The 24097-nt window shown below is 68.8% G+C and carries 21 protein-coding genes; 18 read left to right on the forward strand and 3 right to left on the reverse strand.

Annotated elements, in window-relative coordinates:
* Window positions 1–15 precede the first annotated feature (15 nt).
* Window positions 16–1227 carry an MFS transporter gene (locus ACZ5BU_RS27585; RefSeq protein ID WP_465703328.1) on the forward strand — a complete coding sequence of 404 codons (1212 nt, stop codon included), beginning with the start codon at window positions 16–18 and terminating at the stop codon, window positions 1225–1227.
* On the opposite strand, the gene ACZ5BU_RS27590 is transcribed toward ACZ5BU_RS27585, so the two are convergent.
* Complete coding sequence (locus ACZ5BU_RS27590) at window positions 1110–1697, reverse strand: dihydrofolate reductase family protein (protein WP_465703329.1); 588 nt, start codon at window positions 1695–1697, stop codon at window positions 1110–1112. The two genes, ACZ5BU_RS27585 and ACZ5BU_RS27590, sit on opposite strands and share 118 nt — an antisense overlap.
* Window positions 1698–1728: 31 nt before the next feature.
* Window positions 1729–2049: an ArsR/SmtB family transcription factor gene (locus tag ACZ5BU_RS27595; protein WP_465703330.1), complete on the reverse strand. Its 321-nt coding sequence runs from the start codon at window positions 2047–2049 to the stop codon at window positions 1729–1731.
* 217 nt (window positions 2050–2266) lie between these two features.
* On the opposite strand from ACZ5BU_RS27595, the gene ACZ5BU_RS27600 reads away from it, so the two are divergent.
* Window positions 2267–3535 (forward strand): aspartate kinase, encoded by a 1269-nt coding sequence (locus ACZ5BU_RS27600; protein ID WP_465703331.1) that lies wholly within the window; start codon window positions 2267–2269, stop codon window positions 3533–3535.
* Window positions 3532–4638 carry an aspartate-semialdehyde dehydrogenase gene (locus ACZ5BU_RS27605; RefSeq protein WP_465703332.1) on the forward strand — a complete coding sequence of 369 codons (1107 nt, stop codon included), beginning with the start codon at window positions 3532–3534 and terminating at the stop codon, window positions 4636–4638. Before ACZ5BU_RS27600 ends, ACZ5BU_RS27605 begins: the two co-directional genes overlap by 4 nt.
* A gap of 36 nt (window positions 4639–4674) precedes the next feature.
* Here ACZ5BU_RS27605 and ACZ5BU_RS27610 read toward each other — a convergent pair whose 3' ends face one another.
* Window positions 4675–5664 carry a TrmB family transcriptional regulator gene (locus ACZ5BU_RS27610; RefSeq protein WP_465703333.1) on the reverse strand — a complete coding sequence of 330 codons (990 nt, stop codon included), beginning with the start codon at window positions 5662–5664 and terminating at the stop codon, window positions 4675–4677.
* 1171 nt (window positions 5665–6835) lie between these two features.
* Here ACZ5BU_RS27610 and ACZ5BU_RS27615 point away from each other — a divergent pair.
* Genes ACZ5BU_RS27615 through ACZ5BU_RS27685 form a run of 15 tightly spaced genes read left to right on the forward strand, consistent with a single transcriptional unit; the run spans window position 6836 to window position 23975 of the window.
* Window positions 6836–7702: an ABC transporter permease gene (locus tag ACZ5BU_RS27615; protein WP_465703334.1), complete on the forward strand. Its 867-nt coding sequence runs from the start codon at window positions 6836–6838 to the stop codon at window positions 7700–7702.
* On the forward strand, window positions 7689–8507 hold the full coding sequence (locus ACZ5BU_RS27620) for an ABC transporter ATP-binding protein (protein WP_465703335.1): 819 nt from the start codon (window positions 7689–7691) through the stop codon (window positions 8505–8507). The genes ACZ5BU_RS27615 and ACZ5BU_RS27620 overlap by 14 nt, the downstream gene beginning before the upstream one ends.
* Before the next feature lie 3 nt (window positions 8508–8510).
* On the forward strand, window positions 8511–9605 hold the full coding sequence (locus ACZ5BU_RS27625) for a glycosyltransferase (protein WP_465703336.1): 1095 nt from the start codon (window positions 8511–8513) through the stop codon (window positions 9603–9605).
* A complete protein-coding gene (locus ACZ5BU_RS27630) occupies window positions 9602–10924 on the forward strand; it encodes a glycosyltransferase (RefSeq protein ID WP_465703337.1) in 1323 nt (440 codons plus the stop codon). Before ACZ5BU_RS27625 ends, ACZ5BU_RS27630 begins: the two co-directional genes overlap by 4 nt.
* On the forward strand, window positions 10921–11670 hold the full coding sequence (locus ACZ5BU_RS27635; RefSeq protein WP_465703338.1) for a hypothetical protein: 750 nt from the start codon (window positions 10921–10923) through the stop codon (window positions 11668–11670). Before ACZ5BU_RS27630 ends, ACZ5BU_RS27635 begins: the two co-directional genes overlap by 4 nt.
* Complete coding sequence (locus ACZ5BU_RS27640; RefSeq protein WP_465703339.1) at window positions 11670–12866, forward strand: hypothetical protein; 1197 nt, start codon at window positions 11670–11672, stop codon at window positions 12864–12866. Before ACZ5BU_RS27635 ends, ACZ5BU_RS27640 begins: the two co-directional genes overlap by 1 nt.
* Entirely contained in the window at window positions 12863–13474 is a 612-nt protein-coding gene (locus ACZ5BU_RS27645) for an acyltransferase (protein WP_387657066.1), read from the forward strand. Before ACZ5BU_RS27640 ends, ACZ5BU_RS27645 begins: the two co-directional genes overlap by 4 nt.
* Window positions 13471–14562, forward strand: a complete 1092-nt coding sequence (locus ACZ5BU_RS27650; protein WP_465703570.1) for a DegT/DnrJ/EryC1/StrS family aminotransferase — start codon at window positions 13471–13473, stop codon at window positions 14560–14562. The genes ACZ5BU_RS27645 and ACZ5BU_RS27650 overlap by 4 nt, the downstream gene beginning before the upstream one ends.
* Window positions 14563–14564: 2 nt before the next feature.
* Window positions 14565–15566: a Gfo/Idh/MocA family protein gene (locus tag ACZ5BU_RS27655; RefSeq protein WP_465703340.1), complete on the forward strand. Its 1002-nt coding sequence runs from the start codon at window positions 14565–14567 to the stop codon at window positions 15564–15566.
* A gap of 2 nt (window positions 15567–15568) precedes the next feature.
* A complete protein-coding gene (gene wecB, locus ACZ5BU_RS27660; protein WP_465703341.1) occupies window positions 15569–16633 on the forward strand; it encodes a non-hydrolyzing UDP-N-acetylglucosamine 2-epimerase in 1065 nt (354 codons plus the stop codon).
* 4 nt (window positions 16634–16637) lie between these two features.
* Window positions 16638–17846, forward strand: coding sequence for an acyltransferase family protein (locus tag ACZ5BU_RS27665; RefSeq protein ID WP_465703342.1), 1209 nt, complete (start codon window positions 16638–16640; stop codon window positions 17844–17846).
* 25 nt (window positions 17847–17871) lie between these two features.
* Complete coding sequence (locus ACZ5BU_RS27670) at window positions 17872–19173, forward strand: nucleotide sugar dehydrogenase (RefSeq protein ID WP_465703343.1); 1302 nt, start codon at window positions 17872–17874, stop codon at window positions 19171–19173.
* The gene (locus ACZ5BU_RS27675; protein WP_465703344.1) at window positions 19170–21794 is read left to right on the forward strand and encodes a glycosyltransferase family 4 protein; all 2625 of its coding nucleotides are present in this window, start codon (window positions 19170–19172) and stop codon (window positions 21792–21794) included. The genes ACZ5BU_RS27670 and ACZ5BU_RS27675 overlap by 4 nt, the downstream gene beginning before the upstream one ends.
* The gene (locus ACZ5BU_RS27680) at window positions 21795–22946 is read left to right on the forward strand and encodes a glycosyltransferase (RefSeq protein WP_465703345.1); all 1152 of its coding nucleotides are present in this window, start codon (window positions 21795–21797) and stop codon (window positions 22944–22946) included.
* Window positions 22947–23003: 57 nt separating this feature from the next.
* Window positions 23004–23975 carry a hypothetical protein gene (locus ACZ5BU_RS27685; RefSeq protein ID WP_465703346.1) on the forward strand — a complete coding sequence of 324 codons (972 nt, stop codon included), beginning with the start codon at window positions 23004–23006 and terminating at the stop codon, window positions 23973–23975.
* Window positions 23976–24097 lie beyond the last annotated feature (122 nt).

The raw sequence follows: 24097 nt of genomic DNA on the forward strand, positions 1-24097 counted from the left end.
GGAACAATGCACGTTATGGACCTGTCGGCGTACCGCGACCTGTGGAAGACCCGTGGCGTGATGGCGCTGCTCGGCTCGGCGCTGATCGCGCGGCTGCCGGTCCTGGCGACGATGGTCCCGTTGTCGTTCCTGGCCAAGGACGCCGCCGGCAACTTCGGCTGGGCCGGTGTGGTCGCCGGTGCCTACTCAGTGGGTACGGCCATCGCCAGCGTCGTCTGGTCCCGCATGGCCGACCGCAAGGGTGCTCGCAAGGTCGTTATCGGCACAGGTATGGCCTGGGGTGCCTCGATGGCAGTCGTAGCGCTCCTGCCGTACAGCTGGTACCGGCTCCTCCCTGTGGCAGCCGCCATCGCAGGAGTCTGCGTAGCTCCCGTCACCTCGGCCCTGCGCGCCAACTGGCCGCGGATCGTTCACGGGTCGCGGCTGCGCGCGGTCTACTCGCTCGACGCGACCGCACAGGAGTTGCTGTTCGTCATCGGCCCGATGTCGGGTGCGGTGATCGTCAGCTTCGCCAGCCCGCGTGCAGGTCTGCTCGTCTGTGCTGTGATCGCAGCCGCGAGCATCTGGTGGTTCGGCATCCTCCAGCAGTCGGGCACGGTCCACTACGACCACTCAGCACCACGGCCGACGGCCCGCGACCTCCTGTTCGATCAGCACCGTACGCCGCTACTCGTGGCGTGGGCCTGCCTCGTCATGGGGTTCGCCGCGATGTCTCTGGGCATGGTGGCTGTCGCCGACCAACACGGGAACCGGCTGATTGCAGGCGTACTCGAGATGGTCGCTGCGATCGGCAGTGTGAGCGGCGGCGTCGTCAACGGCGCGCTGCCGGGGAGGCGCAACTCGTACGTCTGGCGGCGCATGCTGGCCCTGGCGGTCCTCGTAGCGGGCTGCATCTTCGTGACGTCGTCTGTTGCCGCCCTTGCGGTCATGATGTTCGCAGCCGGCTGCCTGATTGCTCCCACGATCGCAGCCGTGTACGAGCGGATCGGTGAGCTCACGCCGCAGTCCGCGCACACCGAGATCTTCGGGTGGGCGCAGAGCGGCGGCATGGTCGGTGCCGCGGTCGGCTCGGCCGTTGCCGGTGCAGTGGTCGAGGCGTTCGGCGTTCGCTACGCGTGGGTCCTCGCGGCCGGTCTCGCCGTACTCGCGACCCTGTCCCTGCTCCGGGTGCCGCCCCACCGGCCGCTGGACATCAGCGTCGTCGACGGCAGTGCGGTCGCCGCGTAGCGCACGCGGTAGTTCGCCTCGAGGACGCCGCCGTCGCGCGCGCACATGGAGATCAGCCGGAGCTGACGGCGGTCCAGCAACGTACCGCGGCCTGCAGCGACCGGGTGGATCAGCAGCGACATCTCGTCGACCAGGCGCCACTTGAGCAGCGAGCGGACCAGGGTGAGGCTGCCGATCACCTGCAGGTCCTCACCCGGTACGGACTTCAGTGCGGTCAGGACCCGGCGGACCTCGCCCTGGAGCATCTCCGTGCCCGGGTGCGCGACCACGGGCCGGGAGCCCACGACGAGGTTCCTGGTGTACTCGAGCCCGCCGAGCGAAGCGGCGTACCGCTCGAACGTCCGCCGGCCGAACAGTACGGTCCCCCCAGCAGGCATCAGCTGACCGAGGGCGTGCCGCGGCAGCCACTGTTCCGGCCGCTCCACGATGCCGTCCTCGGACATGCACAGCCTGGCGACTATGTTCCGCATACCAATCAAGATGCAGACAGTGCGGCAAAGGTTATTCGCGTCGCCCGCGGTGCAGTTCCGTCTCCAGAGCGTCCAGCCGGTTCAGCCAGAACTTGCGGTACCGGTCCAGCCAGGTATCGATCTCCCGCAGCGGTTCGGGGTCGACCGCGTACAGCCTGCGGGTGCCGTCGACGGTGACGGTCGCGAAGCCGTTGTCCCGGAGCACCTTCAGGTGCTGGGAGACGGCCGGCTGGCTGATCCCGAACTCCGCGCCGATCGTGCCGGCGATGCTGCCGGCCGGCAGTTCGCCCTCGGCGAGCAGCTCCAGGATCCGGCGCCGGACCGGGTCGCCGAGGATGTCGAACGCGTGCATCCGCCAATTATTTCAGCGATGGCTTATATGAACAAGGACCATTTCCGGTGTGCGGCGTGTGCCGTCGGGGAACGTTCGGTGTGGGCGGTGATCTGCCGGACCGGGTGCTGGTCAGCCGGTAGGCAACAGTCAGGTCACGGCTAGAATGGCCGACGAGACTACGCCTGGTGCAACGCCGCACGGCGTACCGCAACCAGTGGTTTGAGGAGAGACAACTGTGGGACGCGTCGTACACAAGTACGGCGGTTCTTCGGTCGCCGACGCCGATTGCATCAAGCGCGTGGCCCAACGGATCGTCGCGACGAAGAAGGCCGGGAACGACGTGGTGGTCGTCATCTCAGCGATGGGTGACACCACCGACGAACTGATGGACCTGGCCCAGCAGGTCTCTCCGCTGCCGCCGCCCCGCGAGCTCGACATGCTGCTCACCTCGGGTGAGCGGATCTCGGCCGCGCTGCTGGCGATGGCGATCGCGAACCTGGGCTACGAAGCACGCAGCTTCACCGGCTCGCAGGCCGGCGTGATCACCACCTCCGCACACGGCAACGCGCGGATCATCGACATCACGCCGGGCCGGATCGAGGGAGCGCTGTCCGAGGGCCACATCGCGATCGTGGCCGGGTTCCAGGGCGTCGCCCAGGACACCAAGGACATCACCACGATGGGCCGCGGCGCCTCCGACACCACGGCGGTCGCGCTGGCCGCCGCGCTCGAGGCGGACTACTGCGAGATCTACACCGACGTGGACGGCATCTTCACCGCGGACCCGCGGATCGTGCCGGCCGCGAAGCAGATCCCGAAGATCTCCTACGAGGAGATGCTCGAGATGGCCGCCTGCGGCGCCAAGGTGCTGCACCTGCGCTGCGTCGAGTACGCGCGGCGTTACAACGTCCCTGTCCACGTGCGTTCCTCCTTCTCGCAGAAGGAAGGCACCTGGGTCGTCGATGCTAAGGAACTGGATGAGATGGAACAGGCGATAATCTCCGGCGTGGTCCAGGACCGCAACGAGGCCAAGATCACGGTCGTCGGCGTGCCGGACAAGCCCGGTGAGGCGGCCCGGATCTTCGAGACGGTCGCCGGTGCCGAGACCAACATCGACATGATCGTGCAGAACGTCTCGGCGATTGCCACCAACCGCACCGACATCTCCTTCACGCTGCCCCGCGTCGACGGCGCCCGGGCGATGTCCGCACTCGCCCGGATCAAGGACGAGGTGGGCTACGAGCAGTTGCTGTACGACGACCAGATCGGCAAGGTCTCCGTCGTCGGTGTCGGAATGCGCTCGCACCCGGGCGTTTCGGCGAAGTTCTTCTCCGCACTTGCCAACGCGGGCGTGAACATCGAGATGATCTCCACCTCGGAGATCCGGATCTCGGTGGTGGTGGACGAGAACCTGGTGGATGCTGCCGTGACCGCGGCGCACACCGCATTCGATCTGGACGACGAGCACACCCAGGCTGTCGTCTACGGAGGAACTGGACGGTGACCCCTGTGAGCGCTGTGGAGAACACGATCGAGGACCGGACGGGTCTGCCCTCGCTGGCGGTGGTCGGTGCGACCGGCGCCGTCGGTACGGTGATGCTGGCCCTGCTCTCCACCAGACAGAACGTCTGGGGCGAGATCCGGCTGATCGCCTCCGAGCGCTCCGCGGGCAAACAGCTCGTGGTCCGCGGCGAGACCGTCGAGGTGATCGCGCTCAGCGAGGAAGCCTTCGACGGTATCGACGTGGCGATGTTCGACGTACCGGACGAGGTGTCCGCGCACTGGGCGCCGATCGCCGCGGCCAAGGGTGCGGTCGTGGTGGACAACTCGGGTGCGTTCCGGATGGATCCCGACGTACCGCTGGTGGTTCCGGAGGTGAACGCCGAGGCGGCGCGGAACCGGCCGAAGGGCATCATCTCGAATCCGAACTGCACGACGCTGTCGATGATCGTGGCGATGGGTGCGTTGCATCATCGGTACGAGCTCGAGCAGCTTGTCGTCGCGTCGTACCAGGCGGCGTCGGGGGCCGGGCAGGCCGGGATCGACGCGCTGTACGACCAGCTGGCGAAGGTGGCCGGTAATCGTGAGCTCGGGAGTTCGCCGGGGGATGTCCGGCGGGTTGTCGGGAACGATCTCGGTCCGTTCGCGGCTCCGTTGGCGTTGAACGTCGTACCTTGGGCCGGCTCTTTGAAGGACGACGGGTGGTCCTCGGAGGAACTGAAGGTCCGGAACGAGTCGCGGAAGATTCTCGGGCTGCCGGATCTGAAGGTGTCCGCGACGTGTGTGCGGGTGCCGGTGGTGACTACGCACTCGTTGTCGGTGCATGCGCGGTTCGTGCAGGAGGTCGACGCCGACGGGGCTCGTGAGGTACTGCGGGACGCGCCCGGCGTGCTGCTGTTCGACAACCCGGCCGAGGGCGAGTTCCCGACGCCCGCGGACGTGGTCGGCACCGACCCGACCTGGGTCGGCCGGATCCGCAAGTCCCTCGACGACCCGAACGCGCTGGAGCTGTTCGTCTGCGGCGACAACCTGCGCAAGGGCGCCGCGCTGAACACCGCCCAGATCGCCGAGGTAGTCGCCAAGGAGTTCATCCCGGCGCAGGCATAGCCGGTGACGAGGGGCCTGCGAAGGCCCCTCGTGCAGTTAGAGCCAGTTTTCTCGGGCGGCGTGTAGGGCTAACTGGAAGCGGGTGCTGGCGCCGGTGCGGTTCATCAGGCGTTCCAGGTAGCGGAAGAATGTGCGGCGGCTGATGCCCAGGGTGCGGGCGATGGTGTCGTCGGCGGCGCCGGTGGCCAGCAGGGCCAGGAGGCGGCGTTCGATCGGCTCCAGGCGGTCGTCCTCGGTGCCTACCGACGCGTGCAGCGGCAACGCGTTGCGCCAGCACAGCTCGAACATGCCGACCAGGGCGGTCAGCAGGCTGCTCGGGCGGATGATCAGCAGCGAGCGGTTCACCTCGGTGTCGCGGACCGACATCGACACGTACGCGATCGAGCCGTCGATGATCGTCAGCTTCGCCGGTACGTCGGGCAGTACGCGCGCCTGCTCACCCGCCTCCACGCACGGGAGGATGTTCTCGGTCAGGTACCCCGGCACCTCGACGGACTCCGGCGAGTACACGACCCGGTAGGCGACGCCGCGCCTGAGGTGGTCGATCTCCTCCTGGTTCGGGCCGCCGATGTAGTACGGCGGGGAGTCGATGGCGAGGATCTCGCGCTGGGCGCTGCCCTTGATCTGATGGATCCGCTCGACGATCGCGCTACCGGTGACGACCTCGATCAGGTGCGTGGTCGACTCGTTGTGCACGGTCCGGCGGAACTCGTCGTACGCGTTCAGCACCTCGATCCGGGCCTGCTTCAGCTCGGACTCGCGGCGCAGCGTCATCGCCTCCAGGCCGGCGTCCGGCGGGACCGGCAGGTACCGGGCGTGGTCCGAGCCGGACCGCCGCGCCAGACCCGCCTGCACCAGCCCGCCGAGGATGCTGTCGATCGACGCCTTCCGGTCGGGGACGGCGTCGTCCAGTTCGGTGATCGACGACGGTCCGGTCCGCAGCAGGTGCTGGTAGACCTTGATCTCGTCGTCGTCGAGTCCGAGCACCCGCAAATGGTCGGCACGCTCCGTGTCCGTTGTGCTCACGACCCTCCCCTCCCTGCCGATTGCTGTCACCGCCCGCTACCGTCCCTCCAGGTTAGAGGGGCCGATCCAGCGCCGAAGCCACAGTCCGTGTCGGCGTATATGCACGCAGCGATATTTGTTGTCCTGTCAGCATTGTTGTGCCGTGTCACCATCTGGCCACCACTTCTGCGCAGTTGTGAGCGAGAATTGAGGTCCAGCAGCCCGGCGACGGACCACCTGAGCGCCGCCGGGCTGCTGTTCCAATTCTGGCCCGAGTTGGCTGTCCCGTCAGCGGAGCCTGTTTCGGTTGGGTCTCGATCCCGGCGTATCGGTGCCCTCGCACTTCCGTGCCATCACCGGCTGTGCCGGAGGGTGTACAAACTGTGGCATCTCCAATCGTGAGGCCGATGAGGAGGAGTGCCCGATGCGACCGGTTCCGCCATGTGCCGCCGCCTGTCGTGTCCGGTATGCCGTCCCCAGCGCGAAGGCATCTTTGCAGGGATCCCGCGTAGCGCTGTCCTCCACCGTCAACGGCCTCCGGTCCGTCCCCACACCTGCTGCGCGCTCCTGCCGGCGTCCGCAGCCGCTCTGGGGACGGGCTTCAGGTGCGATGACCGCCGCCCTGGTCATCGTGCCGGCTGATCCGGTGTCACCGTCTGCTACCGCCCAGAGCGGACGGACGGCCGGATCGACGGTGGAACCCCGGGAGGTGCCGGCGGGTGCTCCGTGGATGGTGAGGCTGTCCATGGGGAGTCCGGACGTGCTGTTGCGTGTCACGTCCGGCCCGCGTCCGCAGCTCCCGGGGTGCCGCTGCTGACCCCCACTGCTGAGCCATGGGTGTGCCGGGTCACGTCAACTTCACGTCGGCGCGTAGCGTCGTACCTGTGAATTGACCGCGATTTGACTTGCCTGGCAGGCGTTTTGGCCGTCGCTGGCTGTCAAATGTATATTCCGGATAACGATCGGCGAAGGACGACGCAGGTGTTGTGGATGCGGCGGGGAACGACGTTTGGTAGCCGTCCGTACGTCGTTGCTCACTAAGGAGGACCGCTGTGTCGTCGGCGTCCGAGCGGATCCGCTACTCTGCTTTCCGGTCTGCGCGGCACACCGCCGTACCCCGGCCGGCGACCGCCGAAACCCAGGTGATCGGCCAGCGTGGATCCAACTTCCGGCAGAGAGAGGCATCGCCTGAATGAACGCGACTAGCGTCGACGAGGAGTTCAACCCGTCGGTGCACGTGTACGAACCGCACAAGGTCGGACTGCCGGCACTGCGCCCGTACTTCAAGGCGCTCTGGCAGCGCCGGGAGTTCGCGGCGGAGATGTCCCGGACGAACATCCGGGGTGCGCACACGAACACCTTCTTCGGCCAGGTGTGGCTGGTGCTGAACCCGCTGCTCCTCGCCCTGGTGTACTACCTGCTGACCGACATCATCGCGGGCGGCGGCGCCCGGAAGGATGCCGGCCTTCGGTTCGCTCACATGTGCGGCGGCTTGTTCGCCTTCTACTACTTCTCCGGTGCGATGACGGCCGGGGCGGCCAGCGTGGTCGGCGGCGGCAAGCTGCTGATGAACCAGTCGTTCCCGCGGATGCTGCTGCCGCTGTCGGCGGTGCGGACCGCGTTCTTCCGGTTCGTGCCGACCCTGGTGGTCTACCTGGTCATCCACGTGCTGATGGGCCAGAAACTGCGCTGGCAGATGCTGCTGGCTCCGGCCTTCCTGGTCATGCTGACGGTGTTCGCCGCCGGCATGGGGATGATCTTCGCCGCCCTGCAGGTGTACTTCCGGGACACCGCGAGCTTCCTGCCGTACTTCGTGCGGATCTGGCTGTACATGTCCCCGGTGCTGTGGTTCATCGAGCAGGCTCCCCCGAGGTTCAAGGGCTTCATCCAGTACAACCCGCTGTACCCGCTGCTCGGCGGCTGGACCGACCTGCTCGTCAAGGGACACATCCCGCCCATGCAACTGTGGATCGCCGGCGCGTTCTGGGCGCTGCTGGCCTTCGTCGTGGGTTCGTTGTTCTTCATGTCGAGGGAGCGTGATTTCGTTGTCCGTCTCTGAGACCGAGAAGAAGCCGATGCAGAAGACTCCGTCCGCAATGCCCGCCGTCAAGGTGCAGGACGTCTCGATCACCTACCGGACCACGTTCGAGCGGGTGCCGACCTTCAAGAGCGCGATCGTCCGGCTCGGTCGCGGCGAGCGCGCGGTCCGCGAGGTCGAGGCCGTCCAGCACGTGTCCTTCGACGTCAACCACGGCACCACGATCGGCATCATCGGTGCGAACGGCGCCGGCAAGTCGACGCTGATGCGGGCGGTGGCCGGCATCCTGCCGCCGACGTCGGGCCGGATCGAGGTGCACGGCCGGGTCTCCACGCTGCTGTCGCTGGGCGTCGGCTTCAACGCCGCGCTGTCCGGCAAGGAGAACGTCGTACTCGGCGGGCTGGCGGCCGGCCTGAGCCGCAAGGAGATCGAGGCCCGGTACCAGGAGATCGCCGAGTTCGCCGAGCTCGGTGACTTCATGGAGATGCCGATGCGGACGTACTCGTCCGGCATGTTCAGCCGGCTGGCGTTCTCCGTCGCGGTGCACATGGACCCGGACATCCTGCTGATCGACGAGGCGCTGTCGGCCGGTGACGCATCGTTCAAGACCAAGGCCGCGGCCAAGATGTCGGAACTCGTCACGAACAGCCGCACGATGTTCCTGGTCAGCCACGCGATGAGCAGTGTCCGCGAGATGTGCAACGACTGCATCTGGCTGCACAAGGGCAAGCTGATGATGCGCGGCGAGCCCAACGAGGTCATCCAGGCCTACACCAAGTTCCTGCAGGTCGGGGAAGAAGAAGCTGTCTCACTCGAGGACCTCTGAGCGATGTCTCGCAGCACGGCGCCGGACGTGGGGATCATCACGACCGGCCACGACGTGGCCGATGCGCGCCTGCACAAGATCACCGCGGCCCTGCAGCACCGCGACCTGAGCGTCGAGCTGTGGGGCCTCGGTGATGCCGAGGGTGGTCCCGCGGGCGCGACGGTGCACGCCGGGCCGCGCGGCAACCTGGTGCAGCGGCTCGCCCGTACTGCCGTACTGCCCTGGCGGACCAAGGCCAAGGTGGTGATGACGGTCGACCCGGACATGATCCCGGTCACCCGTCTGGTCACCACCTTGCGGCGGCGCAAGCTCGTCGTCGACGTGCACGAGGACTACGAACGGCTGCTCGCCGACCGGGCCTGGGCGAAGGGACCGGCCGGGCTGCCGGCCCGGTTGATCGTTCGCGCGGGCTCGAAGCTGGCCGCCGGCGCCGACCTCACCGTGGTCGCCGACTCGCACCTCGCACCGCACCAGGCCAAGCACCGCCTGGTGGTGCAGAACCTGCCCGACCACGGCTTCCTGGCTCCGTCCCCGCCGACCGGCGCACCTCGTGCCGTGTACGTCGGGGACCTGCGCACCAGCCGCGGCCTGTTCGACATGGTCGAGACCGTCGCCGCGGCGCCGGAGTGGTCCCTGGACCTGGTCGGCCCGGTCGCACCGTCGGACCGGGACCGGATCGAGGCCCGGATCGCGCAGCCCGACCTGGGCGGCCGGGTCCGGTTGCACGGGCGCCAGCCACCGGCCGACGCCTGGCGGATCGCCCATGGCGCCTGGGCGAGCCTCGCGATGCTGCAGCCGACCCCGGCGTTCATCGAAGCGATGCCGTCGAAGATCTACGAGTACCTCGCCAGCGGTCTTCCCGTCCTCTCCACCCGGCTGCCCCGGCAGTCGAAGGTGATCGAGGAGTCCGGTGGCGGAGTCCTGGTGGACTCGGTGGCGGAGGCGTCCGAGACCCTGCGGCGCTGGTCCGCGGATCCCGGTGAGCTGGAGAAGCTGCGTGACCACGCACTGCAGTGGGCCGCCGAGCACCTGCCCACGACCACGCCGTACGACGAACTGGCCGACGCAATTCTCAATCTCTTAAGAGGGACTGCATGACCGACCGCCCACACCTGTTGTACGTCGCCTGGGGCTTCCCGCCCTGCCGAGGAGGTGGCGTGTACCGGGCCCTGGCCACGGCCAACCGGTTCGCCGCGCTCGGCTGGAAGGTGACCGTGCTGACGGCCGACCGCGACACGTTCTTCCGCTTCACCGGTGCGGACCTGACCCTGGAGGAGCGGGTGGACCCGTCCGTCGAGGTCGTCCGGGTGCCGTTCGAGTGGCCGATCCTCGAGGCCGACCTGCGCCGCTGGTCCAAGCGCCGCGCCGCGAACCCGAAGCTCTGGGCGAAGTGGCGCACCAAGCAGGACCAGATCCCGTTCCCGGAGAGCGGGTACGGCCCCTGGCGCTCGGTGATCGAGAAGGCCGCGGAGCGGATCCACAAGGCGAACAAGGTCGACCTGACGGTCGCCACGGCCAACCCGCACGTCGCGTTCACGGCGGCGTACCACCTGCACAAGAAGTTCCAGGTGCCGTACGTGATGGACTACCGCGACGCGTGGCTGCTGGACGTGTTCACCGGCGACCGGCTGCACGAGCCGAACAGCCGGGCCGCCCGCTGGGAGAAGAAGCTGGTCGAGTCCGCTCGCGAGGTCTGGTTCGTCAACGACCCGATCAAGGAGTGGCACGAGAAGCTCTACCCGGCACAGGCGTCGAAGATGCACACGGTCGCGAACGGGTTCGACCCGGACCTGGTGCCGGACACGCAGGACCGGGGCGCGGTCACCGACCGCCCGCTCGTCTTCGGGTACGTCGGTACCGTGTCGCCGAAGGTGCCGCTCAAGGAGTTCGTCGAGGGCTGGCAGCTGGCGAAGGAGCAGTCCGAGGAGCTGGCCGGCGCTCGCGCCAAGATCTACGGCTATCTCGGGTACTACGCGCAGCCGCGGGCGGACATGCTCGCGACGATCAACGCGGCCGCGGACGCCGGGGTCAGCTACGAGGGTCCGGTCGGCAAGGCCGAGATCGCGAAGGCGTACGACGAGTTCGACGCGCAGCTGCTGATGCTGGGCAAGGGCCGGTACGTGACCAGCGGCAAGGTGTTCGAGTACCTCGCGACCGGTTTGCCGGTGGTGTCGGTGCACGACCCGGAGAACGCGGCGTCCGACGTACTGCGTGGACACCCGTTGTGGTTCCCGGTCAGTGACGTGACGCCGGAGGCGATCGCGGCGGCGCTGGTCGAGGCGGCGCATGCGGCACGGACCGCGGACGAGGGGATCCGGGCGAAGGCGCGCGAGTTCGGTGCGTCGTACCGCCGGGACCTGCAGCTGGATCCGCGGATCGAAGCGCTGGCTGCGAGCGTGCAGGGGGTTGCGGCATGAGCAAGGTTGTTCTGCTGTCGACGCGGCGGCTTCCTCCGACGTATTTCGACCAGGTCCGTGAGGACCTCGGCGACCAGGACGTCACCATCGACGTCGTCGGCTGGGTGGCCCCGTCCGCGTGGGTCGACGACAAGGTCAACACCTTCACGCTGATCGGCCCGGGCCGGATGCCGTCGGCACCAGCTCCCGAGCCGGAGCCGGTCGAGCAGACCGAGCCGACGGACGAGGCGCCCGATGCGGTCGTCGCACCGGAGGCGGTCGCTGCCCCGGAAACCGTCGTCGAGGACGAGGCGAAGGTGGCTCCGGCAGCCTCCCAGGTAGCCGCGGCCGGCAGCGAAGCCACTGCCGCGACCACCACCACCGGCAGCACCTCCACCCCGGCTGCTGCGGCGAAGCCGCGGCCAACTGGCGCCAAGCGGGTCGTGAAGGCTGTCGAGTGGCGGGCCCGGCGGGCGCGCAAGGTGGCCGGGAAGATGTTGCCTCCGGCAATCAAGGGCTCGGCGCCGGTGAAGTTCCTGCGCGGGCAGCGGGCGACCAGCGACCTCGGGAAGACGTACTGGGAGCGCGTGCTGAGCCGCCGCGACGTGCTGAGCACCATCGACCAGGCCGACGTGGTGATCGCGCTGGACGCCGGTGCGATCTGGGCCGGCTGGAACCTCGGGCAGCGCAAGGCCAGCACCCCGGTGGTGCTCGGTCTGCCGGCCGCCCGGCGCGAGCTCGACATGATGAAGGTCCCGACTACGTAATGGGTGACACAGTGACGGTGACGCGTGCGATCCGCGAGCACCTGCCGGCGCCGTTGGCCCGGACCGCGGGAGCGGTCCGGCGGCGTCTGCGCGGCTTGCGGTACTCGTACGCGCAGCTCCCGGCCTTCCCGCCGGTAGCGACGACGCCCGTGCGGATGCTGGTCGGACCGACCAACTCCGCCGGGCAGGGGCACGCCTGGGCACAGGCCGCGAAGACCCTGCCGGACGTCGACGCCGTCTCGTTCGCCCTGCAACGCAAGGGCCAGTTCGAGTTCACGAACGACTACGGCGTACCGCTGGCCTGGTTCGGCCAGCCGCGCTGGCAGCGTGCCCAGCAGCAGTACGTCGAGCAGTACACGCACGTGATGGTCGAGTCGCTGCGCCCGCTGTTCGGCGCCCGTGGCTACACCGACGCAGTACCGGATATCGAGGCACTGCTCGGCAAGGGCATCAACGTCGCGCTGTTGTTCCACGGTTCCGACATCCGGCTGCCCAGCCGGCACGCGAAGCGCGAGCGCTGGTCGCCGTTCACCCCGGGTGACGAGCTGACCGACCGGCTCGAGCCGCAGGCCCGCCGGCACGCGGAGGTCGTGGAGTCGCTGGGCCTGCCGGTCTTCGTCTCCACGGTCGACCTGCTGGACGACGTACCGAACGCCCACTGGCTGCCGGTGGCGATCGACCCGGCGCCGTGGCAGCAGGCGGCCCAGCCGCTGTTCGGCACAACGAAGCCGGTCGTCGCGCACGTCCCGTCGAACGCGAAACTCAAGGGCACGCAGGAGATCGACGAGGTGCTCACCGGTCTGCAGGAGCGTGGCCTGATCGAGTACCGGCGGATCACCGGAGTCGCGCACCACGAGATGCCGGCCGTCATCGGCGCCGCGGACATCGTCGTCGATCAACTGCACATCGGCCTGTACGGCGTGGCGGCCGCCGAGGCCCTGGCGGCCGGGCGGATCGTGGTTTCGTACGTCGGTGAATCCGTGCGCCGGCGGGTGCGTAGTCTGGCCGGGCGAGAGGTGCCGATCGTGGAGGCGGATCCCGAAACGCTGGGTGATGTCGTCTCCGGTCTGCTCGCCGATCGTGAGGCCGCCGCGGCGCACGCGTCCGCCGGCCCCGGCTTCGTGGCGGAGTTGCACGACGGACGCCGCTCGGCCGAAGTACTGAGAAGTTGGCTCATCACTAAGGAGACCCTGTGACGTCCCGCATCGCGCCTTCCGCCGACGTCGACGACAGCGCCCAGATCGGCGACGGTTCGTCGGTCTGGCACCTGGCCCAGATCCGCGAGAACGCGGTCCTCGGCAAGAACTGCATCGTCGGCCGCGGTGCCTACGTCGGGACCGGGGTCCGGATGGGCGACAACTGCAAGATCCAGAACTACGCGCTGGTGTACGAGCCGGCGTCCCTCGAGGACGGCGTGTTCATCGGCCCGGCGGTGGTGCTCACCAACGACTACTTCCCGCGCGCGGTGAACCCGGACGGTACGCCGAAGAGCGGGCACGACTGGGAACCGGTCGGGGTGACGATGAAGGAAGGCTGCTCGCTCGGTGCGCGCAGCGTGTGCGTGGCGCCGGTCACCATCGGCCGCTGGGCGACCGTCGCCGCGGGTGCGGTGGTGACCAAGGACGTGCCAGACTTCGCGCTGGTCGCCGGGGTCCCGGCGCGCCGGCTCAAGTGGGTCGGCAAGGCCGGGGTTCCGCTGCTCTCCGTCGGGGACGGCGAGTGGAAGTGCCCGAACACGGGCGAGATGTACATCGAAACCGACGGGCGGCTGCGGCCGGCCGACGAAACACAGGAGGAGAACTGATGGTGCAGCCGATTCCGGCCGCGAAGCCGATCATCGGGAAGGAGGAGCGCGAAGCCGTCGACCGGGTGATGCAGTCCGGCATGCTGGCCCAGGGCCCCGAGGTGGCGGCGTTCGAGCAGGAGTTCGGCGCAGCGCTGGTCTCCGGCCGGGCGTGCGTCGCGACCAACTCCGGGACGTCCGGCCTGCACCTCGGCCTGCTGGCCGCGGGTGTCGGCCCGGGTGACGAGGTCATCGTCCCGTCCTTCACCTTCGCCGCGACCGCGAACAGCGTCGCGCTGACCGGTGCCACGCCGGTGTTCGTCGACATCGAGCCGACGTACTTCTGCCTGGACCCGGCCGCGGTCGAGGCCGCGATCACCGAGAAGACCAAGGCCGTCATGCCGGTGCACCTGTTCGGTCACCCGGCGAACATGACCGCCCTGCAGGCGATCGCCGACAAGCACGGCATCCAGATCTACGAGGACGCCGCGCAGGCGCACGGCGCGACCTGGAACGGTGCCCCGGTCGGTACCTTCGGCGAGTTCGCGATGTTCAGCCTGTACCCGACCAAGAACATGACGTCCGGTGAGGGCGGCATGAACTCGGTCGCGAACGCCGACCTCGAGCGCCGGATGCGGCTGTTCCGCAACCAGGGCATGCTCAAGCAGTACGAGAACGAGGTCGTCGGCCTGAACAACCGGATGACCGACCTGCACGCCGCCATCGGCCGGGTGCAGCTGACCAAGGTCGGCGGCTGGACGAAGCAGCGGCAGGAGAACGCGGCCTTCCTGGACGCGAACCTGCAGGGTGTCGGCGTCCCGGCGGTGGCCACCGAGGCGACCCACGTGTACCACCAGTACACGATCCGCGTCACCGAGGACCGCGACGGCTTCGCGAACGCGCTGCGGACCGAGTACGGCGTCGGCTGCGGCGTGTACTACCCGATCCCGAACCACCGGCTCCCGTCGTTCCAGCGCGAGCTGGACCTGCCGGAGACCGAGAAGGCCGCGGCCGAGGTGCTCTCGCTGCCGGTCCACCCCTCGCTGTCCGAGGACGACCTGAACCGGATCGTGGCCGCGGTGAACACCGTGGCGAAGGCGGGTGCGTGAGCATGGCGAACCTGCGTGCGGGCCTGATCGGCCTGGGCATGATGGGGCGGCACCACGCCCGCGTCCTGGCGTCCCTCGAGGGCGTCGACCTGGTCGCGGTGGCCGACCCGGGTGGTGACAAGTTCGGTGTCGCCGGCGGCCGTCCGGTGCACGAGAACATCGACCAGCTGATCGCCGAGAAGCTCGACTACTGCATGGTCGCCGTACCGACGCAGTACCACGCCGAGATCGCGAAGGCGCTGGCCGAGGCCGGCGTGCACGCGATGATCGAGAAGCCGCTGGCCGGTTCCTCGGCCGAGGCGACCGAGATCGCCAAGGCGTTCGAGGCGGCCGGTCTGGTCGGCGCGGTCGGTCACATCGAGCGGTACAACCCGGCGCTGCAGGCGCTCCGGGTGCGGCTGGAGAACGGCGAGCTCGGCGACATCTACCAGATCACCACCCGCCGCCAAGGCCCGTTCCCGGCCCGGATCGCCGACGTCGGCGTGGTGCTGGACCTGGCCACCCACGACATCGACCTGACCGCGTGGGTGACGCAGTCGCCGTTCGTCACGGTGGCGGCGCAGAGCGCCCACAAGTCCGGCCGGCAGTACGAGGACCTGATCGCGGTGACCGGCAAGCTGGCCAACGGCACCGTCACCAGCCACCTGGTCAACTGGCTGTCCCCGATGAAGGAGCGGCTCACCGTCGTCACCGGTGAGAAGGGCGCGTTCATCGCCGACACCCTGACCGCCGACCTGACCTTCCACGCCAACGGCACCGTGCAGACCGCGTGGGACGACGTCGCGCACTTCCGTGGTGTCAGCGAGGGCGACATGGTCCGCTACGCGATCAGCAAGCCCGAGCCGCTGAAGACCGAGCACGAGCAGTTCCGCGACGCGGTGCTCGGCAAGGAGGCGGACATCGTCACGCTGCAGCAGGGTCTGACCACCGTCAAGGTGGCCGAGGCCGTTCTGCAGTCGGCGTCCGAGGCCCGGACCGTCGCCGTTGCCGGGGAGACCCTGTAGCGATGAAGGTTCTGAGCGTTGTCGGTGCGCGCCCGCAGTTCGTGAAGCTGGCGCCGGTCGCGGAGGCGTTCGCCGCCGCGCAGCAGGAACACGGCCACCAGCACGTGATCGTGCACACCGGGCAGCACTACGACAAGAACATGTCCGACGTGTTCTTCGCCGACCTGCGGATCCCGGACCCGGACGTCCACCTGGGCGTCGGGTCCGGCAGTCACGGTGTCCAGACCGGCGCGATGCTGGCCGCGATGGACGCCGTACTGGACGAGCACAAGCCGGACTGGGTGCTCGTGTACGGTGACACCAACTCGACGCTGGCCGGTGCGCTGTCCGCGGTGAAGATGCACCTGCCGGTCGCGCACCTCGAGGCCGGGCTGCGATCGTTCAACCGGCTGATGCCGGAGGAGCACAACCGGGTGCTTACCGACCACGCGGCGGACCTGCTGCTGGCCCCGACCCAGGTGGCGATGGACCACCTGGCCAACGAGGGCCTGAAGGACAAGTCGCGGCTGGTCGGTGACGTGATGACCGACGTGTGCTTCCGGGTCCGCGACGCCGTCCAGGGCAAGCCGCTGGACGGACCGTTCAAGCAGGGCGAGTACGTCGTCTCGACGATCCACCGGGCCGAGAACACCGACGACCCGGAGCGGCTGGCCGCGATCGTCGACGGTCTCGCCGCCGCCGGTACGCAGGTCCTGCTGCTCGCCCACCCGCGGCTGGTCGCGAAGTGCGCGGAGCACGGCATCAAGCTGGAGCGCCCGGACGGTTCGCTGCACGTCCGCGAGCCGCTGGCGTACCCGGAGATGGTCCAGGCAGTGCTCGGTTCGGCCGGTGTGGTCACCGACTCCGGCGGTCTCCAGAAGGAGGCCTTCCTGCTCGGCCGGGTGTGCACCACGCTGCGCACCGAGACCGAATGGGTCGAGACGCTGGACGACGGATGGAACGTGTTGACATCCGACGTGAGTAAGCTTCCCGAGTTGGCCGCACGGCCCGCTCCCACGGGGGAACGACCGATGCCGTACGGCGACGGTCACGCTGCAGAGCGTGTCGTCGCCACACTCGCGGAGTAACCACATGACGAAGGCCGCCGAAGAGAACCAGACGCCGTCGACCCAGGAGCTGCCTGGGTCGACAGATGTGGGGACCCCGCCGCCCGGCGCGCCTGTCAGTACCTTCCCCGGGGAGTCCGGCAGACCGCCGGCCTCCCGCGGCGGACGGTTGCCACGAGTCGAGTCGCTCACCGGCCTTCGCTGGTGGGCGGCCTTCTTCGTGTTCTGCCATCACATGACGAACCTGGCGCCGCTGCCGATCTGGGACTTCCTGAAGTACGGCACCTCCGGCGTCACGTTCTTCTTCGTCCTGTCCGGTTTCGTGCTGACCTGGTCGGCGCAGCCGGGGACCAAGATCCGGACCTTCTACCGGCGCCGGTTCGCCCGGATCTTCCCGCTGTACATCCTCACCCTGGTGGCGGCGTTCTTCGTCTTCTACCGGGTCGACCCGCCGGCCGGGATGGGCTGGATCAAGCCGATCTCGGTCACCGTGCTGGTGCTTTCGGCGCTGCTGCTGCACGGCTGGTCGAACAACCCGACCGTCCTGTACGGCGGCAACCCGGCGGGCTGGACGCTGTCGGTCGAGGCGTTCTTCTACGCCTACTTCCCGTTCGTCTGGCGGGCCACCCAGCGGCTGAAGGTGGCCGGCGGCCTGATCCTGTGCGTCGCGGTCCTCGTGATCGGCGGTGCCTACCGGCTGGCGCTGTTCCACTACAAGGCCGACGTACCGGTGCTGCCACAGCCGATCCTGCACTCGGTCGCGTTCCTGTTCGGTATCGGCCTGGCGATCGCCCTGCGGTCCGGGTGGAAGCCGCGGATCCCGGTCTGGTTCGCGTTCCTGGTCACCGGCGGCGGTCTGTACGTGCTCTGGTACTCCGGTAAGCACGCGGCCCAGTTCCCGGGCGCGGTCACCATGGGCCTGTGCCAGAAGGAAATCCTCACGCTGCTGTACGGCTTCCTGATCTTCGCCGTCGCCGCGCGCGACATCCGCGGCGGCCGGTCAGTGCTGCGGAGCAAGCCGCTGGTCGCGCTCGGCCAGTGGTCGTACGCGTTCTACCTGGTCCACGCGACCATCCTGTACGCGATCAAGGAGTACCACGGCGTCGCCGGCCCGATCGGCTGGTCGAACCTGACCTGGTACGCCGGCGTACTCGTCCTTTCGATCTTCGCCTCGGCGGTGCTCTACAAGTTGGTCGAGCACCCGATGGAGCGGCTGCTCCGAGGCCCCCGATGAAGAATCACTACCTAGTGGAGTTCCTGTGCGTGTCAGTGTTGTTGCCTTAGGCAAGATCGGACTGCCGTTGGCGGTCCAGTTCGCGGCCAAGGGCCATCAGGTCGTCGGCGTCGACATCAACGAGAAGTTCGTCGAGCTGGTGAACGCCGGCCAGGAGCCGTTCCCGGGTGAGGCCCACCTGCAGGAGCTGCTCGCCGAGACTGTGGCCGACGGCCGCCTGCGGGCGACCACGGACTACGCGGACGCGATCCCGAACAGCGACGCGGTCGTCGTGGTCGTGCCGCTGTTCGTGGACGAGCAGACCGGTCAGCCCGAGTTCGGCTGGATGGAGAACGCGACCCGTTCGCTGGCCCAGCACCTCACCCCGGGCACCCTGGTCAGCTACGAGACCACGCTTCCGGTCGGCACCACCCGGAACCGGTGGAAGCCGATGATCGAGGAGATCTCCGGCCTCACCGAGGGCACCGACTTCCACCTGGTGTTCTCCCCGGAGCGGGTGCTCACCGGCCGCGTCTTCGCGGACCTGCGCAAGTACCCGAAGCTCGTCGGCGGCCTGTCCGAGGAGGGCGCGAAGCGCGCCACCGCGTTCTACGAGGCCGTACTGGACTTCGACGAGCGTCCGGACCTGGACCGCGCGAACGGCGTCTGGGACCTGGGCTCGGCCGAGGCGGCGGAGCTGGCGAAGCTGGCCGAGACGACCTACCGGGACGTGAACATCGGCCTGGCGAACCAGTTCGCCCGGTTCGCCGGCCAGAACGGTATCGACGTACACGCCGTCATCGAGGCGTCGAACTCGCAGCCGTACAGCCACATCCACCGGCCGGGGATCGCGGTCGGCGGGCACTGCATCCCGGTGTACCCGCGGCTGTACCTGTACACCGACCCCGACGCCACCGTCGTGCGCGCCGCCCGCGAGGCGAATGCCGGCATGCCGGACTACACCATCGGTCTGCTCGAGGGCGCGTTCGGTGAGCTCAAGGACGCCAAGGTCGTCGTGCTCGGCGCGTCGTACCGTGGTGGTGTGAAGGAGACCGCTTTCTCCGGCGTGTTCCCGGCCGTCGAGGCGCTGAAGGCGCGCGGCGCCGAGGTCTTCGTGCACGACCCGATGTACACCGACGAGGAGCTCCAGGGGCTCGGCTTCACGCCGTACACGCTGGGCACGCCGGTGGACGCGGCGGTGCTGCAGGCCGACCACGCGGAGTACGCGCAGCTCGGCCCGGCGGACCTGCCGGGTGTGCAGGTGCTCGTCGACGGTCGTGACCGGACCGACCCGGCCAAGTGGGCGGGCGTTCGGCGGATCGTGATCGGAAGGTCGGTCAGCCAGTGACACATGCCGACCTGCGGGTCGTGATGATGGTCGCCAACGACGTCACCAACGACAGCCGGGTCCGCAAAGAGGCCGCAGCACTGGCCGAGACCGGAGCAGAGGTAACTGTGCTCGGTGTCTCGGCCAGCGGCCTCCCGTCGAGGGAGATGCTCGACGGTGCGCTGATCGTCCGGGTGGCGGTGCCCTTCGCACTGCGTGAGGAACGGAAACGAAGCCGGAAGGCGCGCCGCGACTGGCGGCCGCCGCTGGTGGGCTATCGGTACCGCTCGACCTATGTGGCGCGCAGCCAGCGGATCGCGGCCGAGCTGAAGGAGCTCAAGGCCGACTCCGGGCACGCGATCGTACGGGCCAAGGCGGGCCAGGGGAATCCGCTCAAGTTCAAGGCCGGCGTGGCTACCCGTCTGCTCCGCCGGGCGCGCTGGAAGGCGGCCGAGCGGGCCGCCTGGGTGCGCAAGGGCGTCGGCAACAAGGCCGACGTACCGTTCAAGTTCAGCTGGCGCGCGTACGACGGTGTCCTGCACCGGATGCCCTGGCCGGCGCCGTGGCGCAAGCTGCACCCGGAGGCGCTGGACCTGGAGATCGCGTTCGGCGACCTGATCGACCGGCTCGAGCCGGACGTGGTGCACGCGCACGACATGCACGTGATCGGCGTCGCCACCCGCGCGGCCGGCCGGGCGAAGCTGCGCGGCCGGGACCTGAAGGTCGTGTACGACGCGCACGAGTACGTCGCCGGACTCTCGCAGTACGGCGCCCGCACCCGGCGTTCGATCGCGGCCTGGGCCAACCACGAGGCCGAGTACATCGGTGAGGCGGACCGGGTGATCACCGTCAGCCCGGCGATCGCGACCCGGCTGCGCGCCGAGCACAAGCTCGACCACGAGCCGGCCGTGGTGATGAACACGCCGAACCCTGCTGACGTGTCGGTCGAGGTGTCCGACATTCGCAGCCAGCTCGGCCTCGCCTCCGACGTACCGCTGATGGTCTACAGCGGCGGCGTCACGCGGGCGCGCGGCATCCACACCGCCGTACAGGCACTTGTAGACCTGCCGGACGTGCACCTGGCCGTTGTGTGCGTGCCCGGTGTCGCGAACGACGCGGTCCGGGAGCTGCAGGCGCAGGCCGTGCAGTTGGAGGTGCAGGACCGCCTGCACTGCCTGGACCCGGTGAAGCCGGACGAGGTGGTCGCGTTCCTGCGGACCGCCGACATCGGGCTGATCCCGATCCTGCGCTACCCGAGCCACGAGATGGCGCTGCCGAACAAGCTGTTCGAGTACGCCTTCGCCGGGCTGCCGGTGGTGGTCAGCGACATGCCGAGCATGAAGGAGTTCGTCGACCGCACCAAGATCGGCGAGGTCTTCACCGCGGCGGACGCGCACGGTCTGGCGGCCAAGGTCCGTACGGTGCTCGGCGATCTGGACAGCTACCGCGAGCGGGTCGCCGATCCGGCGTACCAGCAGGAGGTGTCCTGGGCCGGGCAGAAGGTCAAGCTACGCGAGCTGTACGGCGAGCTGACCGGGCGCGAGCTCGAGGTCATCCGGCCGGGCGGCAAGATCAAGAAGACCGGGCGGCATCTGCTGGTCGGTCCGGTGAACACGGCCGGCCAGGGCTGGCTGTGGGCGACCGCGCTCGAACGCGAGGTGCCGGACCTCAAGGCGGAGTCGCTGACCACGGGCAGTGGCGCGTTCGACTTCCGCGTGCACCGGACGGGTACGTACCGGCAGTACCGGTCGGACCTGCGCTGGCAGCTCGAGCTGACGGCGTACGCGTTGCGCGAGGTCACCCACGTGCTGTTCGAAGCGGGCCGGCCGATGTTCGGCCAGCAGCGCGGGCAGATGTGGACGACCGACGTACCGATGCTGGACTCGGCCGGGATCCGGCACGGGCTGGTGTTCCACGGCTCCGAGATCCGGGATCCCGCGCAGCACCGGGCGCAGTACCAGTACTCGCCGTTCCGCAACCCGGAGGACGAGCTGACCAAGCGCCTGCAGGCCGCGAACAACCTGATGCGCCAGCACCTCGAGGGCTACCGCGGGCCGGTCTTCGTGACCACGCCCGACCTGCTCGAGTTCGTCGACAACGGCATCTGGTTGCCGCTGGCCGTCGACGTCGAGAGCTTCGCGTCCACGCAGCCGGTGCTCGAGCGTGAGATCCCGGTGGTGCTGCACGCGCCGTCGGCCTCGGCGCTGAAGGGATCGGCGTACGTCGACCCGGTGCTGACCGATCTGGATGCGCGCGGGCTGATCAAGTACAACCGGGTCCAGGGCCTGCCGCATGCGGAGCTCGCCGAGATGGTGAAGAGCGCCGACATCGTGGTCGACCAGTTCCTGCTCGGTTCGTACGGCGTCTTCGCGTGTGAGGCGATGGCCGCCGGGCGGGTCACCGTCGGGCACATCGCCGACCCGGTCCGGGACCTGCTGCCGGCCGAGTTGCCGATCGCCGAGGCGACGCCGGACAACCTGGCGGAGGTGATCGAACGGCTGGTCGCGGAGCGCGACACGGCCCGGAAGATCGCCGACGCCGGACCGTCGTACGTGCGCGACCTGCACGACGGGCGGAAATCGGTCGCGGAGCTGCTGCCGTTCCTCAACAACGAACTGCCGTACGAGGACGAGAGCGAGTAAGTGCGGATTCTGATGATCGCGCAGTCCCCGATCGCCGGGGACTCGCGGATCCTGCGGGAGGCGACGGCGCTCGCCGCGGCCGGTCACACGCTGCACGTGATCGGCCGGGACGTTCCGGACGGCTTCGAGGTCGGGCCGGGCGTCACGGTCGAGTCCGTCTCCCGCTCCTCCGGCCTGCGGGCCGGGAACGGCGGGCTGACCGTCGGGCACGGTCATACCGGCCCGAAGGTGCTCGCCAAGCGCTTCGGGCGGTGGTTGTTGCTGCCGGAGCACCGGTCGCGTACCGAGAAGCAGTGGCGGATCGCCGCGGCTCCTCGGGTGGCCGCGGCTGGGCCGGTTGATGTGGTGCATGCGCACGACTTCAACACGTTGGAGCTAGCCGCGGAGTACGCCGCTCGGTGGTCGGCGAAGTTGGTGTACGACAGCCACGAGCTGTGGTTCGACCGGGCGTTGCCGGGTCGTCCGACGCCGTTGTGGCGGGCGCGTGGCCGTCGCTACGAGGTCTCGCTGGCGTCCCAGGCGCGGGTCGTCTTCACGGTGTCGGACGGGATCGCCGCGCGGCTGCGGTCCCGGGGGTTGGCGGACGTGCGCGTCGTACGGAACACGTTCCCGCGCGCGGACGACGTACCTGCGGCGCCTTCACAACCCGAGGGCCTGCTGTACGCCGGCCGCATCGGCGCCGGCCGAGACCTGCCGACCGTTGTCGCGGCGGCTCGCCAGCTGGCGCCGTTCCGTACTGTCCTGATGGGCTCGGTCGATCCGAACTACCGGCTGGACCTGGGCCCGGTGGAAACCGTGCCGGAACGCTCCATCGACGAGGTCGACGACACGCTCCGCACGTACGGCATCTCGCTGGTGACACTCACCAACACCTGCGAGAACCACCGCCTCGCCCTCCCCAACAAACTCTTCCACGCGGTCCGGGCGGGCGTCCCGGTGGTTGCCGCTGATCTCCCGGAACTCCGCGCCGTGGTAACGGGTTACAAACTCGGCGGCTTGTACGAGCCGGGCAACGCAGTGTCCCTCACGGCCGCAGTCCGCTCGGTGATCGACAACTACCCCACCTACACCGACGGCGTCCGCACCGCCGCCGCGGAACTCAACTGGGAACACGACGCCGCCACCCTGGTGGCTGCTTACGCCGAGCTCTGAACGACCGCAACTTTCTGCCGTCGCCCGGTATCAAGGGTTCTGAAAGGGGGCGATGACATGAACCGACGACTGACTGCCCTGACCGGAAGTGCCGTACTCGCACTGACCGCTCTGCTACCGGCCGCCGCACACGCACAGGCGGCCGCCAAACCGGACCCGACCAAGCCCGGGGCGACCGTGCCCGGCACCAACAAGAAGATCACCGCCGCACAGGCCGCGGCCTGCTTCGTCTGGCAGGGCGGGGTGACCGCGACCGGCGGCCACCACTTCGCCGACCCGACCGCGACGACACCGCCGCAGGTGCCGGACAACTGGACCACCGCCGGGGTGTACAAGCCCGGGCAGATCCGGCTGAGCGCCCGCCAGGCGATCGAGCCGGACATCTCCGGCACCGACCGTTACGGGTACGTCGTGATCGGCGACGCGCTCTATTACAGCTACTACCAGGTGTACGACGACGGGACGATCGACAACCGCTTCCTCTCCCGCGTCGGCGGCGGCTGGGGCAGCTTCACGTTCCTGGAGACCTCGGAGTACGAGACGCTGGACGGCAAGTCCAACCGGTCGACGTCGTACGCGCTGCGCAACGACGGCGTCCTGTTCCGCTGGAACATGGGGTCGAAGGGGTGGCAGTCCACCGGGTCGTACAAGGGCTTCTCGGCCGTCAAGACGATGACCCTGATCGCCAAGACGCCGACGTACGACACCTTCCTCGCGAACACGCGGGGCGGGGCGCTGTACACGATCCGCATCCCGTCGGCGTCCCCGATGAAGCCGATCGTGAAGCAGGTCCGCACCCGCACCTGGCAGGGCTTCGAGACCCTGTCCGCGATGGGCTGCGGCAACTACGGCAACCTGCTGCTCGCCGTCGACAAGGACACCAAGAAGTCCTACCTGTACGCCGTCGGCCACGCGAATGGTCTGTCGACAGTCATCCAGTACCGAGGCGAGGTCCCCGCAACCCTCGATGACCCCGTCTCCTTCCGCTGGACAACCGTCCCCATCTACGACACCGCCAACGGCGACTGAAACCCGCGGCCGGCCTAACCACCCCGGGACCGCCTCGGTCTGGCGAGTGATCTGGAGACCTGCGACGGGGTCTGGGGACATGCAATAGCTTGTTCCCAGACCCCGACGGGGTGCTCAGTAAC

Source organism: Kribbella sp. NPDC031520 (assembly GCF_055580825.1).

Coding starts and splice junctions, on each gene's coding strand:
- ACZ5BU_RS27585 (WP_465703328.1), top strand. CDS start 16: ATGGACCTGTCGGCGTACCGCGACCTGTGGAAGACCCGTGGCGTGATG.
- ACZ5BU_RS27590 (WP_465703329.1), bottom strand. CDS start 1,697: ATGCGGAACATAGTCGCCAGGCTGTGCATGTCCGAGGACGGCATCGTG.
- ACZ5BU_RS27595 (WP_465703330.1), bottom strand. CDS start 2,049: ATGCACGCGTTCGACATCCTCGGCGACCCGGTCCGGCGCCGGATCCTG.
- ACZ5BU_RS27615 (WP_465703334.1), top strand. CDS start 6,836: ATGAACGCGACTAGCGTCGACGAGGAGTTCAACCCGTCGGTGCACGTG.
- ACZ5BU_RS27625 (WP_465703336.1), top strand. CDS start 8,511: ATGTCTCGCAGCACGGCGCCGGACGTGGGGATCATCACGACCGGCCAC.
- ACZ5BU_RS27630 (WP_465703337.1), top strand. CDS start 9,602: ATGACCGACCGCCCACACCTGTTGTACGTCGCCTGGGGCTTCCCGCCC.
- ACZ5BU_RS27635 (WP_465703338.1), top strand. CDS start 10,921: ATGAGCAAGGTTGTTCTGCTGTCGACGCGGCGGCTTCCTCCGACGTAT.
- ACZ5BU_RS27640 (WP_465703339.1), top strand. CDS start 11,670: ATGGGTGACACAGTGACGGTGACGCGTGCGATCCGCGAGCACCTGCCG.
- ACZ5BU_RS27655 (WP_465703340.1), top strand. CDS start 14,565: ATGGCGAACCTGCGTGCGGGCCTGATCGGCCTGGGCATGATGGGGCGG.
- wecB (WP_465703341.1), top strand. CDS start 15,569: ATGAAGGTTCTGAGCGTTGTCGGTGCGCGCCCGCAGTTCGTGAAGCTG.
- ACZ5BU_RS27665 (WP_465703342.1), top strand. CDS start 16,638: ATGACGAAGGCCGCCGAAGAGAACCAGACGCCGTCGACCCAGGAGCTG.
- ACZ5BU_RS27685 (WP_465703346.1), top strand. CDS start 23,004: ATGAACCGACGACTGACTGCCCTGACCGGAAGTGCCGTACTCGCACTG.